Here is a 16,691-nt window from a genome sequence, read left to right on the forward strand (position 1 = left end):
GCGCCCCCTGCGCCCCCGGGGGCCCCGCCTCGACCGCTCCGGTGTCCGACACGCGGGGGACGGCGCGGTCCCCGCGGACACCGGACGTCTCTTGTACTGATGTCCGGACGAATGGGTCCCCTCCACCAGCCGCCCGAAGGGCAGACCGCGCCATGCCCCCTCGAACCCGCCGTCCCTTCTGGCTCGCGCTCGCCACGTCCTGCGCGCTCGCCGTGTCCTCTCCCTTCCCGGCACACGCGCGACCCGGCGACCGCGCACCCGGCTCCGAGGAGCAGGTGCTCTTCGACGCGGCCCGCGACCCCGGCGGATACGCCTGCTTCCGCATCCCGGCGATCGTGCGCACGAGGGACGGCACGCTGCTCGCCTTCGCCGAGGGCCGCGTCCTGGACTGCGGGGACGCCGGTGACATCGACGTCGTCCTCAAGCGCTCCACCGACGGCGGACTCACCTGGGGCCCGCTGCGGGTCGTCAACGACGGCGGCGGCGACACCCACGGCAACCCGGCCCCGGTCGTCGACCGTGCCACCGGCCGCGTCCTGCTGCTGGAGACGTACAACGCGGGCCGCACGGACGGCGCCAACTGCCCGGTGCCCTGCGCGCGCACGCCGCACCTCCAGCACAGCGACGACGACGGCCGCACCTGGTCCACTCCCCGCGACCTGAGCGTCGAGATCCTGCCGCCCGACTGGGACTCCTGGTACGCCACCGGCCCCGTGCACGGCGTCCAGCTCACCGGCGGCGCCCACCCCGGCCGGCTCGTCGTCGGCGTCAACGCCGAGACCTGGGACGGCGGGCGAAGCGGGACGGGGGTCCCCCCGGCCGGAGGCTGGGGGAGGGTCACCGCCAACCACGCGGCCCTCGTCGTCAGCGACGACGGCGGCGAGCACTGGAGGACCGGCGCCACCGACACCTGGCCCGTCGCCGCCGACGGCACCTTCCGGCAGAAGCCCTCCGAACTGACCCTCACCGAACGCGCCGACGGCGCCCTCCTGGTCAGCGGCCGGGAGGAGAACGGCACCGACCTGGGCCACCGCACCCAGGCACTCAGCCGGGACGGCGGCGACAGTTTCGCGGCGCCCTTCCGGGCCCTGCCCGACCTGTACGCCCCGCAGGCGCAGGGTGCGGTGCTGCGTGTCGGCGACCGCATCCTGCTGTCGGCGCCCGCCGACCCCGACCGCCGCCGGACGATGACGGTCCGCTCCTCCCGGGACGGCGGCGCGACCTGGGACAGCGCGGACCGCGGCACGGTCGTCACCCGGGACTGGTCCGGCTACTCGGACCTGGTGCCGGTCGACGACGACACCGTGGGCCTGCTGTACGAGGGCGGGAAGACCGACGCCCGCGACGAGATCCGCTTCGCCCGCCTCACCGCGGACCGGCTCGCTCCGCCCCGGGCCCCCGACCCCACCACCCCCGACCTCGCCGCCGGTGCCGCCCCCGCGGTGGTGCTCGGCGGCGCCGCGCCGACCACGGACGGCGCGGTGGGCGGCGCGCTCGCGTTCGACGGCGCGGACGACGCCGTACGGCTGCCCTACGACGGGCGGCTGACGCTCGGGGAGGGGGACTTCACGGCGTCGCTGTGGTTCCGGTACTCGGCGGCCGACGGGGAGCAGCCGCTGCTGTGGATGGGCGGCACCGGCACCACCCAGCCCCAGGTGTGGCTGCGCGCCGAACCGGACGCCGGGCGGGTGCAGGGGCTGATCACCGCGCGGGACGGAGCGACGGCCCCGCGCTCGGCGTGGGTGCGCACGGACCGCGCGTACGACGACGGGCGATGGCACCGTCTGACGCTGCGCCGGGGCGGGGGGCGGCTCACGCTGTTCGTCGACGGTTCGGCGGCGGACGACGCGGCGGACGTGCGGGGTTCGGTCAGCCGGAACTCACCCTTCGGGGTGCACATCGGCGAACGGATGGACGGCCGGGCCCGCTTCACCGGCGCCGTCGACGACGTACAGGTGTGGAACAGGGCCCTGACGGACTCGGAGATCGCCGCCGGTGACCCGCCCGCCGCCGGCGGGAGCACCGTCCTGCACCTCCCCCTGGACCGGGTGGACGAGGCGGCCACGGCCACGGGCGGGAGCGCGGCCACGGGCGGCTGACCGTCATCGCGCCGGACCGCGGGGGCCTCAGCCGGAGCGGCTCCCGGTGCCGACGGCGGTCCGCGCCGGGGTGGCCGGCTCCTCGGACGCGACCGCCTCCGGGTCGTGCGACCGGCGTTTGGCGATCACCGCGCACACCATCAGCTGCATCTGGTGGAAGAGCATCAGCGGCAGCACCGCCAGCGAGGCCTGGGCGCCGAACAGGACGCTCGCCATGGGCAGTCCGGCGGCCAGCGACTTCTTGGACCCGGCGAACTGGATCGCGATCCGGTCCTCCCGCCCGAAGCCGAGCCCCTTCGCCCCGTACCAGGTCAGGGCCAGCATCACGGCCAGGAGCACTGCCTGGACGGCCAGCAGCCCGGCCAGCCGCGCCGGGCTCACCTGGTGCCAGATGCCCTCGACCATGCCCTCGCTGAACGCGGTGTAGACGACCAGGAGGATGGAGCCGCGGTCGACGAGCCCGAGCACCTTCTTGTGCCGGGCGACGAAGCCTCCGATCCACCGGCGCAGCAGTTGCCCGGCCACGAACGGCACCAGCAGTTGCAGCACGATCTTCACCACCGAGTCGGCGGAGAACCCGCCCCCGCCGCCGCCCAGCAGGGCGGCGGCCAGCAGCGGTGTGACGACGATGCCGACCAGTGAGGAGAAGGACCCGGCGCAGATGGCGGCGGGCACGTTGCCGCGGGCCATGGAGGTGAAGGCGATCGAGGACTGGATGGTCGACGGGACCAGGGTGAGGAAGAGCAGGCCCTGGTAGAGGGGGTCGGTCAGGAACACCGGGACCAGACCGCGCGACGCGAGGCCGAGCAGCGGGAAGACGACGAAGGTGCAGGCCAGCACGGTGACGTGGAGCCGCCAGTGCCGTACGCCGTCCATCGCCTCACGGGTGGAGAGCCGGGCGCCGTAGAGGAAGAAGAGGAACGCGATCGCGCCGGTGGAGGCGCCGGAGGCGACGTCCGCGCCCGTGCCGCGGGCCGGCAGCAGCGCCGCGAGGCCCACGGTGCCGAGCAGCAGCAGGATGTACGGGTCGATCGGCATCCGACGCGGCCAACGCAGGCGTTTCACGGTGCTCCACTTGCTCGCTGCTTGCTCGTACTGCTCGTTCGGCGGGATCACGGGTCCCCGCTCCATCGTGCTCCCCCGTCCGGCGATCGGGAATCCGGCATACCGCTCTGACTGTCATCACGATCACCGATGACCCCGCTAGGCTGGCGGCATGTACGACCCCTCCCACCTGCGCACCTTCCTGTCGGTGGCCCAGACGCTGAGCTTCACGCAGGCCGCCCGGCGGCTCGGGCTGCGTCAGTCGACGGTGAGCCAGCACGTACGGCGGCTGGAGGACGCCACCGGGCGCCAGCTGTTCAGCCGGGACACGCACTCCGTGGAGCTGACGGAGGACGGGGAGGCGATGCTCGGGTTCGCGCGCCGGATCCTGGAGGTGCACGAGCAGGCGACGGCCTTCTTCACGGGCACCCGGCTGCGCGGGCGGCTGCGGTTCGGGGCCTCCGAGGACTTCGTGCTGACCCGGCTGCCGGAGATCCTGGAGGCCTTCCGGCACGACCACCCCGAGGTCGACCTGGAGCTGACGGTGGAGCTGTCGGGCACCCTGCACGAGCAGCTGGCGGCCGGGAAGCTGGACCTGGTGCTCGCCAAGCGGCGGCCCGAGGACCCGCGCGGCGAGCCGGTGTGGAGCGACCGGCTGGTGTGGATCGGCGCGGAGCGGCTGCGCCTCGAACCGGACCGCCCGGTGCCGCTCATCGTCTACCCGCCGCCCGGCATCACCCGCGCGCTCGCCCTGGACGCCCTGCAGCGGGAGGGTCGCGCGTGGCACATCGCGTGCACCAGCGGCAGCCTCAACGGCCTGATCGCCGCCGCCCGGGCGGGCCTGGGCGTGATGGCGCACTCCCGCGGCCTCGTCCCGCCCGGTCTGGTACGGGTGCCGGACCGGGCCGGGCTGCCCGAGCTGGGCGGCGTCGACTTCGTGCTGGTGCACGGCGGCCGCCGCCCTCGGCGCAGGGCGCGGCCGACGCGCTGGCGGCGGCGATCCTGGCGGGCGGCGACCGGCTGCACCGGCCTCAGCGCACGGGCCTCGGATAGGTCAGCTGCTTGACCCGGCGCAGGTACGGTGACGCCTCCACGTGCTGGACGCCCTCCAGGCGGCCGAGCGGGCCGCTCAGGTAGGCGTAGAGGTCGGCCGTGCTGCGGACGACCGCGGTGGCCACGATGTTGGACGGGCCCGCGGTGGCGGCGGCGTGGGCGATCTCGTCGTGTGCGGCGAGCGCCTCGCCGACCCGGTGCAGGGCGGCCGGGCTGGTGGTGAGCCACAGGACGGCGGCGGTCGGGTATCCGAGGATCTCCGAGTGGTACTCCACGTCGATGTACACGGCGCCGGAGCCGAGCAGCGCGGCCAGGCGGCGCTTGACCGCGGACTCGGAGCGGCCGGTGGCGCGCTGGAGTTCGGGGTGTCCGGCGCGCCCGTCGCGTTCCAGGACGTCGAGCAGCGGTTCGTCCTCGGGGTCGATACGGGCCGGCCCCGACGGGGGCGGGCCGGTCTCCGGCCGCAGCGCCGCGACCTGGTCGGCGCTGAGGACGCCGAACTTGCGGAGCCAGCCGCTGGGGCCGCCGTAGAAGCGGTGCAGGATCTGGTGGGCGTGGATCTCCAGCACACTCGGGGTGCGCGGCAGCTTGCCGAGGAGCAGGTCGTCCCGGTCGCCGGGACTGCGCGGCCGGGTGCCGAAGATGATCTCCGTGCCCCCCGCGGCCAGCCCGATCCAGTTGGTGTCGGGGCGCTTGGCGAGGGCGTCGGCGATGGCCGGCGCGCTGTCGGGGACGCAGCGCAGCCGAAGCGTCCAGTAGTCCTGGCCGAGCCGCTCGGCGTCCCGGACGGCGACCACCCGCAGCCCGCCCTCGGCGCACAGTCTGCGGTAGCGGCGGGCGACGGTCTGGTCGGAGACGCCGAGCACCGCCCCGATGCGGCTGAAGGAGGCGCGGCCGTTCACCTCCAGCGCGTCCAGTACACGTAGGTCCAGTTCGTCGAAGGTGTCGGATTCCATCCGCATGTCGGCCACTCCTGTCGGATTCCGTCCCGGTGCCGCCGTGAACCCGTGCGATCGGCCGGGCGAGCCCCATCGTACGAGGGCACGGACATCACGTACGACACGGGAGAGAAGACGGAACATGCGTACATGGGGGCCGCTCACCGCGGTGTGCCTGGGGACGTTCATGCTGTTGCTGGACGTGACGATCGCGGTCGTCGCGCTGCCGGACATGGCCCGGGGGCTGCACGCCTCGCTGAGCGATCTGCAGTGGGTGATGGACGGCTACGCGCTGGCGCTGGCCGCGCTGCTGCTGGGACTGGGGGCGGCGGCCGACGTCCTGGGACGGCGTCGGGTGCACGTGGCGGGCGTGGTGCTGTTCGCGCTGGCGTCGCTGCTGTGCGGGCTGGCCACCGGGCCGGGCATGCTGGTCGCCGCGCGCGGGCTGCAGGGGCTGGGCGCGGCGGCGATGTTCGCCACCACGCTGCCGCTGCTCGGTTCGGTCTACCAGGGGCGCCGGCGGTCGATGGCGCTCGGGGTGTGGGGCGCGGTCAGCGGCGCGGCGGCGGCGGTGGGCCCGGTGCTGGGCGGACTGCTCACCGACGGTCCGGGCTGGCGCTGGATCTTCTGGGTGAACCTGCCGGTGAGCGTGGCGGCGGTCTGGCTGACCCTGCGCGTGGTGCCGGAGTCGCGCGGGGCGAGCGGGCGCCGCGTGGACTGGGCGGGCACGGCCACGTTCGCGGCGTTCGCCGGGGCGGTGACGTACGGGGCGGTACGGGCCGGGTCGCACGGGTGGACGGAGGGCGGCACCCTCGCCTCCTTCGTGCTCGCGGTGGTGGCGCTGGGCGCGTTCGTCGCCGTGGAGCGCCGGGTCGCCGATCCGCTGCTGGACCCGCGGCTGTTCCTGCGGCCCGCGTTCTCGGGCGTGATGCTGGGCGGGCTGGCCTTCAACGCGGCGGCGTTCGGTGTGATGGCGTACACCTCCATATGGCTCCAGACGATGCTGGGGATGAGCCCGGTGCGGGGCGGTCTGGTGTTCGTGTGGCTGTCGCTGGCGTCGTTCGTGGTGGCCGCGGCGGGCGGGCGGCTGCTGCACGGGGTGCCGGCCCGGCTGACCATCGGGGGCGGACTGCTGCTGATCGCGGCGGGGCAGTTCTGCATGGCGTTCCTGGACGCGGGCTCCGGCGGGTCCGCCCTGGTGCCGGGGCTGCTCCTGGTGGGTGTGGGCACGGGCCTGGTGTCGCCCGGCATCGCGGGCGCGGCACTGGCCGCGGTCCCGGCGGAGCGGTCCGGCATGGCCGGGGGTGCGGTCAACACCTTCCGCCAGCTCGGGTACGCGCTCGGCATCGCCGTGTTCGGCACGGTGCTGACCTCGCGGATGGAGGACACGCTTCCGCACGACGCGGCGCACGGCCTGGCGGGCGGTGCGGCGGGCGCCCTGCGGGGTGTGTTCGGCGAGCACGCGCTGCGGGCCTCGTTCGCCTCCGGACTGAACGCGGCCGCGGTGGCCGCGGGCGCGGTCGCGGCCGTCGCCGGGGTGCTGGTGCTCGCCCTGGTCAGGGCCGAACGCGGCGGCCGGAATGCCGGTGTGACGGATTCCGCGCCGCCCGCGCTGAAAGAGGAGGAGGCCGTTCCGGCACCCCCGTACCGGCGGTAAGCGGGTCGTACAGATTCGGTGGAGATTACGGCACCGAACCTTACTCAACCGTCAGGAAACTGTCCGACCCTTCCCCATGTGAGCGCATTTCCTCTCGCTGACCAGCGCGAACCTGAGCCCTGTTCGATTTTGGCGCCCCTCCCGTCCCCGCGCCGGGTGGGGTAGCTTTCACCGCGCTGTGCGGGGGCGTCATCGAAAAGCGGGGATCGAAAAGCGGGGAGCGGGGTTTGCGCGAGTTCACCAGTCCTCCGTTGACGTTGCCACCACCGGTGGGCGGTCTGGCCGACGTCGTCTTCGAACATGCCGACGAGGATCCGCGGCACATCGCCCTCGGCCGCAAGGACGAGGCCGGGCAGTGGCGGGACGTCACCGCCGCTGCCTTCCGCGACGAGGTGCTGGCACTCGCCAAGGGACTGCTGGCCCAGGGCATCCGCTTCGGCGACCGGGTCGCCATCATGTCCCGCACCCGCTACGAGTGGACCCTGTTCGACTTCGCCCTGTGGACGATCGGCGCCCAGGTGGTGCCGATCTACCCGACCTCCTCGGCCGAGCAGTGCATGTGGATGCTCTACGACGCCGAGGTGACGGCCGCGGTCGTGGAGCACGAGGACCACGCCATGACGATCGCCACCGTCATCGACCGGCTGCCGCACCTGCGCGGCCTGTGGCAGCTGGACTCCGGAGCCGTGCAGGAGCTGTACGACGCGGGCGCGCACCTCGACGACGAGGTGGTCCACCGGCACCGCAAGGCGGTCACACCTGAGTCGGTCGCCACCGTCATCTACACCTCCGGCACGACCGGCCGCCCCAAGGGCTGCGTCCTGACCCACGGCAACTTCATGTACGAGGCGGACACCGTCATCGCGCGCTGGGAGCCGGTGTTCCACTCCAAGCGGGGCGACGAGGCGGCGACGCTGCTGTTCCTGCCGCTCGCGCACGTCTTCGGGCGGATGGTGGAGGTCGCGGCGATCCGCGGCCGGGTCCGCTTCGGCCACCAGCCGCAGCTCAACGCCGCGGCCCTGCTGCCCGACCTGGCCGCCTTCCGGCCGACCTTCATCCTGGCGGTGCCGTACATCTTCGAGAAGGTGTTCAACGCGGCGCGGCGCAAGGCCGAGAAGGACGGGAAGGCGGGGCCCTTCGAGAAGGCCGTCGACGTGGCCGTGAAGTACGCGGAGGCGGTGGAGGCGAAGGCCTGGGGCGACGGCCCCGGCCCGTCGGCGGGCCTGCGCATGCAGCACCAGTTCTTCGACAAGCTCGTCTACTCCAAGGTCCGGGCCGCGATGGGCGGACGCATCCGCAACGCCATGTCGGGCGGCTCGGCGATGGACCGGCGCCTCGGGCTGTTCTTCGCGGGCGCGGGCGTGCAGATCTACGAGGGCTACGGCCTGACCGAGTCCACGGCGGCCGCCACCGCCAACCCGCCGGAGCGCACCCGCTACGGCACCGTCGGGCAGCCGATTCCGGGCATGACCGTGCACATCGCGGACGACGGCGAGATCTGGCTCAACGGCGAGAACGTCTTCGAGGGCTACCTGAACAACCCCAAGGCCACCGACGAGACCCTGCACGACGGCTGGCTGGCCACCGGCGACCTCGGCGCCCTGGACGAGGACGGCTACCTCACCATCACCGGCCGCAAGAAGGAGATCCTGGTGACCTCCGGCGGCAAGAGCGTCTCCCCGGGGCTCCTCGAGGAGCGGGTGCGCGACCATCCGCTGGTCAACCAGTGCATCGTCGTCGGCAACGACCGGCCCTACGTGGCCGCGCTCATCACCCTCGACCAGGAGGCGGTCGAGCACTGGCTGACGATGCGCAACAAGCCGCAGCTGTCCGCGGCCGACCTGGTGCACGACGCCGACCTGGAGACGGAGGTGCGGCGCGCGGTCGTCGCGGCCAACACGCTGGTGTCCCAGGCCGAGTCGATCCGCACCTTCCGCATCCTCGCCCAGCCGTTCACCGAGGAGCACGGGCTGCTCACCCCCTCGCTGAAACTGAAGCGCAAGGCCATCGAGAACGCCTACGGCACCGAGGTCGAGGCCCTTTACACAGCGTGAGTTCCACGGTCAGGAATGCGTCCGGGCTCGTGATCGTTGACGATATGAGTACCACCTGACCACAACCGAAGGATCAAGAGCTCGTGAGCAGCAAGGTCCCCCCGATCATCCTGAACAACGGCGTCGAGATGCCCCAGCTGGGCTTCGGCGTCTGGCAGGTGCCGGACGACGAGGCGCAGACCGCCGTCGCCCTGGCCCTGGAGGCCGGGTACCGCAGCATCGACACAGCGGCGATCTACGGCAATGAAGAGGGCACCGGCAGGGCGATCGCCGCCTCCGGCCTGGCCCGCGAGGACCTCTTCGTCACCACCAAGCTCTGGAACAGCGACCAGGGGTACGACTCCACCCTCCGCGCCTTCGACACCTCGATGGCGAAGCTCGGCCTGGAGTACCTCGACCTCTACCTGATCCACTGGCCCATGCCGGCCAGGGAGAAGTACGTCGACACCTACAAGGCGTTCGAGAAGCTCCTGGCCGACGGACGGGTCCGCGCCATCGGCGTGTCCAACTTCCTGCCGGAGCACCTGGAGCGGCTGACCGCCGAGACGTCGGTGATCCCGGCCGTCAACCAGATCGAGCTGCACCCGCACCTCCAGCAGCACGCCGCCCGCGAGGCGCACGCGGAGCAGGGCATCGCCACCGAGGCCTGGTCCCCGCTCGGCTCCGGCAAGGGCATCCTGGACATCCCGGCGATCGTCGCGATCGCCCAGAAGCACGGGCGCACCCCGGCCCAGGTCGTGCTGCGCTGGCACCTCCAGCTGGGCAACGTGGTGATTCCGAAGTCCGTGACGCCGTCCCGGATCAAGGAGAACCTCGACGTGTTCGGCTTCACCCTGGACACCGAGGACCTCGCGGCGATCAGCGCGCTGAACGAGGACCGTCGGCTGGGCCCGGACCCGGCGGACGTCAACTCCTGAGCGGTGCCGCACACGGGAGGGGCCCGACCGCGCGTGCGGCCGGGCCCCTCCCGCGTCTCGCGCGGGTCAGTTGGGCTGCCCCAGCGGCCGTACGACCACGGTGTTGCCGTCGACCCCGGCGGGCTGGGTCATGGCCCAGACGACCGAGTCGGCGATCTGCTCGGCGGTGAGGAGCTCGCCGGGCGGCAGCCCGCAGGTGCCGTCCCAGAACGGGGTCTCCACCCGGCCGGGCGCGATCAGGATCACGCCCACGCCCCACTGCGTCACCTCGCGCCGGGTGGTCTCGGCGAGGCCGGTCACCGCCCTCCCCCCACTCTCGGCTTCGCTCAGGCCGGGGGACCCCCATCGCCACCGGTGATGAGCGTGACCGGTGTGTCGGTCATGAGTCCCCCTGTGTCTGTTCCTGCTTCTCGCACGGACAGCGGGGAATCCATCACTTGGAGCGCTCTCGAAGTCAAGCGCGAGCGTCGGCGGCGACGGCCTCAGACCGGCCGTACCGCCGTGTACACGGTGTGCGCCACCAGCAGGAACACGTCCTGGCGGCGGTGCAGGCCCGCCTCGTCGGCGGGGTCGAGCAGCCGGTCCAGGGTGGCGCGGTCCTCGGCGTCCAGGCGCTCGCCGATCCGCTCGCGCAACCGGGACAGTGACGTGGTGACGTAGTCGCGGGCCGCGTCGGAGAGGGGCGCGGGCAGGTCGAGCAGGAAGCTGCGGGTGCCGGTGTGCTTCAGTCCCGCGGCTGTCAGCATCGCGGGCCAGTCCTCGGTCTCGGCCACGGCGTCCGGCAGGTCCGCGCGCATCTCGGCGAACGCGTCCTCCTCGACGGCGCGGATCCTGGCCTGGAGCCCGGGGCGTCCGGTCCCGATGTCGCGGGGCAGGAACCGGGCGGGCAGTCCGCCCTCCAGGATCGCCAGGGTGCCGCCGGGCGCGAGGTGCCCGCCGAGTGCGGCGAGGGCGGCCCGCTGGTCGGGGAGGTGGTGCAGGCTCTGGCTGGCCCACATCAGGTCGGCGGGGTAGTCCAGCTCGGCCAGTGCGCCGGGCAGGTCTCCGGTGAGAGTGCCGAAGCGGTCGCCGAATCCGAGCCGCTCGGCGCGGGCGCGGGCCCGGTCCAGGAGCGGTCCGGCGCCGTCCGCGGCGACCACGCGGGCGCCGGGGAAGGTGTCGGCGAACAGCGCCGAGACGACGCCGGGTCCGCTGCCGACGTCGACGATCAGACCGGGCTCCGTGACCTCCCCGGCCAGCCAGGACAGGGCCTGCCGGTACAGCGGCGTGTACAGCTCGGCCTGCGCCTCCAGGTGGGGGGCCATCTCGGACCAGTCGATGTCGGCGTGGTCGTGCGGGTGCCCGTGTCCGTGCCCGTGTCCATGCCCGTGTCCCTGCTCGTGGGCGGGGTCGTGTGTGTCGTGATGGTGGTCGTGCGCCATGCCGGTAGCCTCCCGTTCGCGGTGCCGCCAGCGTGCGTCGACTCACCGGCCCGGTGCAACCGGTGTTGCCGCTCCCGCAAAAAAGAGGAGGCCGCCGGGGCCCGGCCCGCAAGGACCGGACCCCGGTGGCTCACCCGCGCCGCGCGCGGGAACCGCTTACGACAGGGGCGGGTAGGCGTTCTTCATCAGCTCCTGGAACTGCGCGGAGAACCAGGCCCCCGAGATCGGGGCGTCGGGCAGGGCCCCCGACATGCTGTTGCCGTTGCGCTCGTTGCCCGTGTAGGTGGGGTCGCACATCCGGTCGAAGCCCTTGCCGTCCGGGTTGTCGATCAGCTTGCTGGAGCCGTCGGACTCGCCCGGGGGCTTCATCCACACGTACGCGTCGATCCCGGCGGCGGGGCTGGCCTGCGGGCGCTCGCCGAGACCTGCTCCGGACTGGTTGCACCAGTTGCCGAGGTGGATGCGGCGGTCGTAGCGCCCGCCGTTCACGTAGGTGTTCACGTCGGTCGTCGCGCCCGGTCCGGTGGGCCGGTCGGCGCCGCCCCAGCCGTTGCGGGAGGTGTCGATCAGCATGCCGAGGTTCTGGTCGAAGCCGAGCGAGACCAGCTTGTCGCGCATGGCCTGGGCGTAGGACAGCTCGTCGGTGTACTGGTTCCAGTCGACCCAGTCGGACTGGCGCACGGAGGTCCCGTTCACCGAGTCCGTGATCTTGAAGTTCTCCTCCTTCAGGGCGCTGTAGTTGGCGGTGTTGACGATGAAGCCGTGCACGTCGTCGAGGGTCGCGCCCTCGGTGGTGGCGGCGGTCTTGAAGATCTCGGCGGAGGGGCCGAAGTTGCTGTCCCAGCCGAGCCAGCCGTGGTGGCCCGCGTCGACGTAGTTGTAGACGTTGCCGACGGCGCCGAGCTTGTTCAGGGCGTAGCCGACACCCTTCTGGTAGTTGCCGTTGGCCTTCATCACGTCGCAGTTCTCCGTGGCGGTCGGCCGCCCGGAGACGTTGGTGACCAGGTTGGGCAGCGAGTCGATCTCGACCGTGGTGACGATCCGGAGGTCCGCGTACTTCGAGTCGGAGAGGATCTCGGCGATCGGGTCGATGTACTCGGTCTTGTAGCGGTCGATCTCGGTCGGGCCCAGCTCGCCGTTGGAAGCGAGGGCGGAGCAGTCGCGTCCCGGCAGGTTGTAGATGACGAGCTGGACGACCATCTCGCCGGAGCCCTTCTGCTCCAGCGCGGCGTCCAAGTGGTCACGCAGTCCCATGCCGCCGTTCGCGCCCTCGATGGCGGCGATCCGGTCGAGCCACACCCCGGTCGGCTCGTCGGCGATGCGGTCGCCTCCGGGCTCGGCGGCGGCGTGGGCGGACCACTCGGGGTTCACGTAGACCTGGGCGCCGTCGTAGGGGTTGTCCACCCGGTCGCCCGGGCCGGTGGGATCGGTCGGCGGGTCGGTCGGGTCGGTGGGCGGGTCGGTCGGGTCGGTCCCGCCGTCGACGTTGCAGGTCACGCCGTTGAGGGTGAAGGTGGCCGGGATCGCGTTGCTGCCGCTGTAGGTGCCCTGGAAGCCGAAGCTCGCCGAACCGCCCGTGGACAGGGTGCCGTTGTAGGACTCGTTGGCCGCGGTGACGGCGGCACCGCTCTGCGTGACCTTCGCGTTCCAGCTGTTGGTGACCTTCTGGCTGCCTGCGTAGGTCCATCCCAGCGACCAGTTGGACGTGGCGGCGCCGTTGTTGGTGACGGTCACGGCAGCGGTGAATCCGCTTCCCCAGTCGTTCTGCACCTGGTAGTCGACGGTGCAGGCGGCGGCCGCGGCCCCGGCGCTCGCCGAGTGGGCGGCCAGTGCCGTGCCCGAGGCGCCGGCGACCAGGGTGAGGGCGGCGAGCATCGCGGTTCTGGTACGGGTCATGAGTGCGGGTTCCTTCTTTCGTGGGGGTGCTGCTGTCGTCCCGGGCCGCGCCCGTGCCGGTGCGGCCCGCTGCCGATCGGCATGGGGGTGCCGTCGTGATCGGAGGTCAGGAACGGCCCCCGGGCACGGTGGAACGGCCCGAGGGGTGAGCGATCCGGCACACGGGCCGGCAAGGCGTCGGACACGTAGCGGCCACGGCTGCGGCAACGGCTAAAAGTCCTGAACGCGGGGGGTGGAACGGGGGGTGGCGCATGAGCGACTCCTTGCAGTTCGGGCGCGCCGTGACGGACGCGTCGACTGGTGGAACCGCTCCCACTGGTGCAGCGAAGGTAGCGCCAAGTGACGGCAAAGAACAGAGGAGTTACCGACTTTCTCCCCGCCGAATCTGTCGAATCTTTTCGACTGTTCACACATCTTGACCGCACCAGGTGCCCTCTCCACTATGGGAGCGCTCCCACTGGTTCAAGGCTTGTTGCTCCTCCCCCCACCCCCTCCCCGAGCCGCAAGGAGGAACCAGCACCATGCACTCAGGACACAGACCCAGACGCCGCACCGCGCGGCGCTGGTGGACCGCCGCGCTGGCGGCGCTCGCACTCCCTCTCACGATGCTGGGCACAGGTTCAACTCCGGCCCAGGCGGCCGCACTCCAGTGCAGCGTCGACTACAAGACCAACGACTGGGGCGCCGGCTTCACCGCGGAGCTGACGCTGACCAACCACGGCACCGACGCCATCGACGGCTGGACGCTGACCTACTCCTACGCGGGCAACCAGAACCTCACGAACGGCTGGAACGGAACCTGGTCCCAGTCCGGGCCGAACGTCACCGTGAAGAACGCGTCGTACAACGCGCGGATCGCCGCCGGGGCCGCCGTCTCCACCGGCGGACAGTTCACCTACAGCGGCAGCAACGCGGCGCCGACGAACTTCGCGGTCAACGGCACCTCCTGCGCGGGCGCGCACCAGCCGCCGATCACCGTGCTGACCAGCCCCGAGGCGGGCGCTGTGTACTCGCGGGGCGAGGCCGTGCCACTGGCGGCCACGGCGGCCGCCGCCGACGGCGCCACGATCAGCAAGGTGGAGTTCTACGACGACGCCACCCTGCTGGGCACCGACACCAGCTCGCCCTACACGTACTCCGCCTCTGGCTTGACCGTGGGCAGTCATTCCCTGGTGGCGAAGGCCTACGACAGCATGGGCGCCTCCGCGGACTCGACCCCGGTCGGCGTCACGGTGGCCGCGGGACCGACCGTGGTCGCCTCACCGGGCCAACTGGGCGTGCAGCAGGGTGAGTCGGGGACGTACGAGGTCAAGCTGTCGGAGCAGCCGACGGCGAACGTGACCGTCACGACCTCCCGCGCGAGCGGCAACACGGGCCTCACCCTGACCGGCGGCGCGAGCCTCACCTTCACCCCGTCGAACTGGGACACCGCCCAGCGGGTGACCGTCTCGGCGGACGCCTCCGGCAGCGGCTCGGCGGTCTTCGAGTCGACGGCCCCCGGCCACGGCAAGGCGGCGGTCACCGTCACCCAGCTGGCGGCGGCGAAGGACTACGACGCCCGCTTCCTGGAGCTGTACGGCAAGATCACCGACCCGGCGAACGGTTACTTCTCACCGGAGGGCATCCCCTACCACTCGGTGGAGACCCTCATCGTCGAGGCGCCCGACCACGGTCACGAGACCACGTCGGAGGCGTACAGCTACCTGCTGTGGCTCCAGGCCATGTACGGCAAGGTGACCGGCGACTGGACCAGGTTCAACAACGCCTGGGAGATCATGGAGACGTACATGATCCCCACCCACGCCGACCAGCCGACCAACTCCTCCTACAACGCCTCCAAGCCGGCGACCTACGCGCCCGAGCTGGACACGCCGAACGAGTACCCGGCGCCGCTGGACGGCACCGTGTCGGTGGGCTCCGACCCGATCGCCGGTGAGCTGAAGTCGGCGTACGGCACGGACGACGTCTACGGCATGCACTGGCTCCAGGACGTCGACAACACCTACGGCTACGGCAACTCGCCCGGCAAGTGCGAGGCGGGCCCCTCCGACACCGGCCCCTCCTACATCAACACGTTCCAGCGCGGTGCGCAGGAGTCGGTGTGGGAGACGGTGCCGCAGCCGACCTGCGACGCCTTCAAGTACGGCGGCAGGAACGGCTACCTGGACCTGTTCACCGGTGACGCCTCCTACGCCAAGCAGTGGAAGTTCACCAACGCCCCGGACGCCGACGCGCGCGCCGTGCAGGCCGCGTACTGGGCGGACATCTGGGCCGGGGAGCAGGGCAGGAGCGACGAGATCTCCGCGACCCTCGACAAGGCCGCGAAGATGGGCGACTACCTGCGCTACGCCATGTTCGACAAGTACTTCAAGAAGGTCGGCAACTGCGTCGGGCCGTCGGCCTGCCCGGCCGGCACCGGCAAGGACTCCTCGCACTACCTGCTGTCCTGGTACTACGCCTGGGGCGGCGCGGTCGACACCTCGGCGGGCTGGGCCTGGCGCATCGGCTCCAGCCACACCCACGGCGGCTACCAGAACCCGCTGGCCGCGTACGCGCTGAGCACCGACGCCGACCTGAAGCCGAAGTCGGCGACGGGCCAGTCCGACTGGGCCAAGTCCCTTGACCGGCAGGTGGAGTTCTACCGCTGGCTGCAGTCCGACGAGGGTGCCATCGCGGGCGGTGCGACCAACAGCTGGGCGGGCCGGTACGCGACGCCGCCGGCCGGTACGCCGACCTTCTACGGCATGTACTACGACGAGAAGCCGGTGTACCACGACCCGCCGTCCAACCAGTGGTTCGGCTTCCAGGCGTGGTCCATGGAGCGGGTCGCCGAGTACTACCAGCAGAGCGGTGACGCCGACGCCAAGGCCGTCCTGGACAAGTGGGTCGACTGGGCGCTGTCGGAGACGACCGTGAACCCGGACGGCACCTTCCGGATCCCCTCGACGCTCCAGTGGTCGGGGCAGCCCGACACCTGGAACGCCTCGTCGCCGGGGGACAACGGCGGCCTGCACGTCGAGGTGGCGGACTACACCAACGACGTCGGTGTGGCGGCGGCGTACGCCAAGACCCTGACGTACTACGCCGACCGCTCGGGCGACACCGAGGCGGCCTCGACCGCCAAGGCGCTGCTCGACGGCATGTGGGAGAACAACCAGGACGCGCTCGGCATCGCCGTCCCGGAGACCCGCGCCGACTACAACCGCTTCGACGACGGCATCTACGTCCCGAGCGGCTGGAGCGGCACCATGCCGAACGGCGACACGATCGACGCGTCGTCGACCTTCGCCTCGATCCGCTCCTTCTACCAGGACGACCCTGCCTGGTCGAAGATCGAGAGCTATCTCCAGGGCGGTGCCGCGCCCACGTTCACGTACCACCGGTTCTGGGCCCAGGCGGACATAGCCCTCGCCATGGGTTCGTACGCGGAGCTACTGGAATAGCCCCCGCGAAGCGCTCCGCGGGGTGCGCGGTTCTTTGGCTGCGGGCTGTGTGTGGCTGGTCGCGCAGTTCCCCGCGCCCCTGCGGGGCGCTTGACGGCTCCGCGTAATCGGTCTCGTCACCGGACGACGGGACCAACCGACCGGGCGGCCCCTGCCCACGCCTGGGGCC

9 protein-coding genes and 2 pseudogenes are annotated in these 16,691 nt (G+C 72.0%); 6 read left to right on the forward strand and 5 right to left on the reverse strand.

All coding sequences use genetic code 11. From position 1 onward, the window contains the following. Window positions 1-152: 152 nt before the first annotated feature. The gene (locus Sru02f_RS25580; RefSeq protein ID WP_109028536.1) at window positions 153-2,099 is read left to right on the forward strand and encodes an exo-alpha-sialidase; all 1,947 of its coding nucleotides are present in this window, start codon (window positions 153-155) and stop codon (window positions 2,097-2,099) included. 27 nt (window positions 2,100-2,126) lie between these two features. Here Sru02f_RS25580 and Sru02f_RS25585 read toward each other — a convergent pair whose 3' ends face one another. Next, window positions 2,127-3,137: a bile acid:sodium symporter family protein gene (locus Sru02f_RS25585; RefSeq protein ID WP_174854966.1), complete on the reverse strand. Its 1,011-nt coding sequence runs from the start codon at window positions 3,135-3,137 to the stop codon at window positions 2,127-2,129. A gap of 178 nt (window positions 3,138-3,315) precedes the next feature. Here Sru02f_RS25585 and Sru02f_RS25590 point away from each other — a divergent pair. Then, a pseudogene (locus tag Sru02f_RS25590) lies at window positions 3,316-4,196 on the forward strand (LysR substrate-binding domain-containing protein). Here Sru02f_RS25590 and Sru02f_RS25595 read toward each other — a convergent pair. Continuing rightward, the gene (locus Sru02f_RS25595) at window positions 4,175-5,158 is read right to left on the reverse strand and encodes an Lrp/AsnC family transcriptional regulator (RefSeq protein ID WP_109028969.1); all 984 of its coding nucleotides are present in this window, start codon (window positions 5,156-5,158) and stop codon (window positions 4,175-4,177) included. The pseudogene Sru02f_RS25590 and the gene Sru02f_RS25595 sit on opposite strands and share 22 nt — an antisense overlap. Window positions 5,159-5,276: 118 nt before the next feature. Between Sru02f_RS25595 and Sru02f_RS25600 the strand changes: the two genes are divergently transcribed. From Sru02f_RS25600 to Sru02f_RS25610, 3 genes are all read left to right on the forward strand, one after another. Beyond that, window positions 5,277-6,791 (forward strand): MFS transporter, encoded by a 1,515-nt coding sequence (locus Sru02f_RS25600; protein WP_109028534.1) that lies wholly within the window; start codon window positions 5,277-5,279, stop codon window positions 6,789-6,791. A 227-nt stretch (window positions 6,792-7,018) separates the two neighbouring features. Beyond that, window positions 7,019-8,845: an AMP-dependent synthetase/ligase gene (locus Sru02f_RS25605; RefSeq protein ID WP_109028533.1), complete on the forward strand. Its 1,827-nt coding sequence runs from the start codon at window positions 7,019-7,021 to the stop codon at window positions 8,843-8,845. Between the two features lie 83 nt (window positions 8,846-8,928). Next, entirely contained in the window at window positions 8,929-9,762 is an 834-nt protein-coding gene (locus Sru02f_RS25610; RefSeq protein WP_109028532.1) for an aldo/keto reductase, read from the forward strand. 66 nt (window positions 9,763-9,828) lie between these two features. Here the strand turns inward: Sru02f_RS25610 and Sru02f_RS25615 are convergent. From Sru02f_RS25615 to Sru02f_RS25625, 3 genes and pseudogenes are all read right to left on the reverse strand, one after another. Next, a pseudogene (locus Sru02f_RS25615) lies at window positions 9,829-10,065 on the reverse strand (short-chain dehydrogenase); the annotation flags it as partial. Between the two features lie 179 nt (window positions 10,066-10,244). After that, a complete protein-coding gene (locus Sru02f_RS25620; RefSeq protein ID WP_109028530.1) occupies window positions 10,245-11,183 on the reverse strand; it encodes a class I SAM-dependent methyltransferase in 939 nt (312 codons plus the stop codon). A gap of 156 nt (window positions 11,184-11,339) precedes the next feature. After that, window positions 11,340-13,079, reverse strand: a complete 1,740-nt coding sequence (locus Sru02f_RS25625; RefSeq protein WP_109028529.1) for a cellulose 1,4-beta-cellobiosidase — start codon at window positions 13,077-13,079, stop codon at window positions 11,340-11,342. A gap of 521 nt (window positions 13,080-13,600) precedes the next feature. Here Sru02f_RS25625 and Sru02f_RS25630 point away from each other — a divergent pair. Next, window positions 13,601-16,522 carry a glycoside hydrolase family 48 protein gene (locus Sru02f_RS25630; protein ID WP_109028528.1) on the forward strand — a complete coding sequence of 974 codons (2,922 nt, stop codon included), beginning with the start codon at window positions 13,601-13,603 and terminating at the stop codon, window positions 16,520-16,522. Window positions 16,523-16,691 lie beyond the last annotated feature (169 nt).

The organism is Streptomyces rubrogriseus, from assembly GCF_027947575.1.
Taxonomy (GTDB): Bacteria; Actinomycetota; Actinomycetes; order Streptomycetales; family Streptomycetaceae; genus Streptomyces; species Streptomyces rubrogriseus.

What these genes read in the sequence shown, in the direction of transcription:
- Sru02f_RS25580 (WP_109028536.1), top strand. Translation starts at nt 153, where the DNA reads ATGCCCCCTCGAACCCGCCGTCCCTTCTGGCTCGCGCTCGCCACGTCC.
- Sru02f_RS25585 (WP_174854966.1), bottom strand. Translation starts at nt 3,137, where the DNA reads ATGCCGATCGACCCGTACATCCTGCTGCTGCTCGGCACCGTGGGCCTC.
- Sru02f_RS25595 (WP_109028969.1), bottom strand. Translation starts at nt 5,158, where the DNA reads ATGCGGATGGAATCCGACACCTTCGACGAACTGGACCTACGTGTACTG.
- Sru02f_RS25600 (WP_109028534.1), top strand. Translation starts at nt 5,277, where the DNA reads ATGCGTACATGGGGGCCGCTCACCGCGGTGTGCCTGGGGACGTTCATG.
- Sru02f_RS25620 (WP_109028530.1), bottom strand. Translation starts at nt 11,183, where the DNA reads ATGGCGCACGACCACCATCACGACACACACGACCCCGCCCACGAGCAG.
- Sru02f_RS25625 (WP_109028529.1), bottom strand. Translation starts at nt 13,079, where the DNA reads ATGACCCGTACCAGAACCGCGATGCTCGCCGCCCTCACCCTGGTCGCC.
- Sru02f_RS25630 (WP_109028528.1), top strand. Translation starts at nt 13,601, where the DNA reads ATGCACTCAGGACACAGACCCAGACGCCGCACCGCGCGGCGCTGGTGG.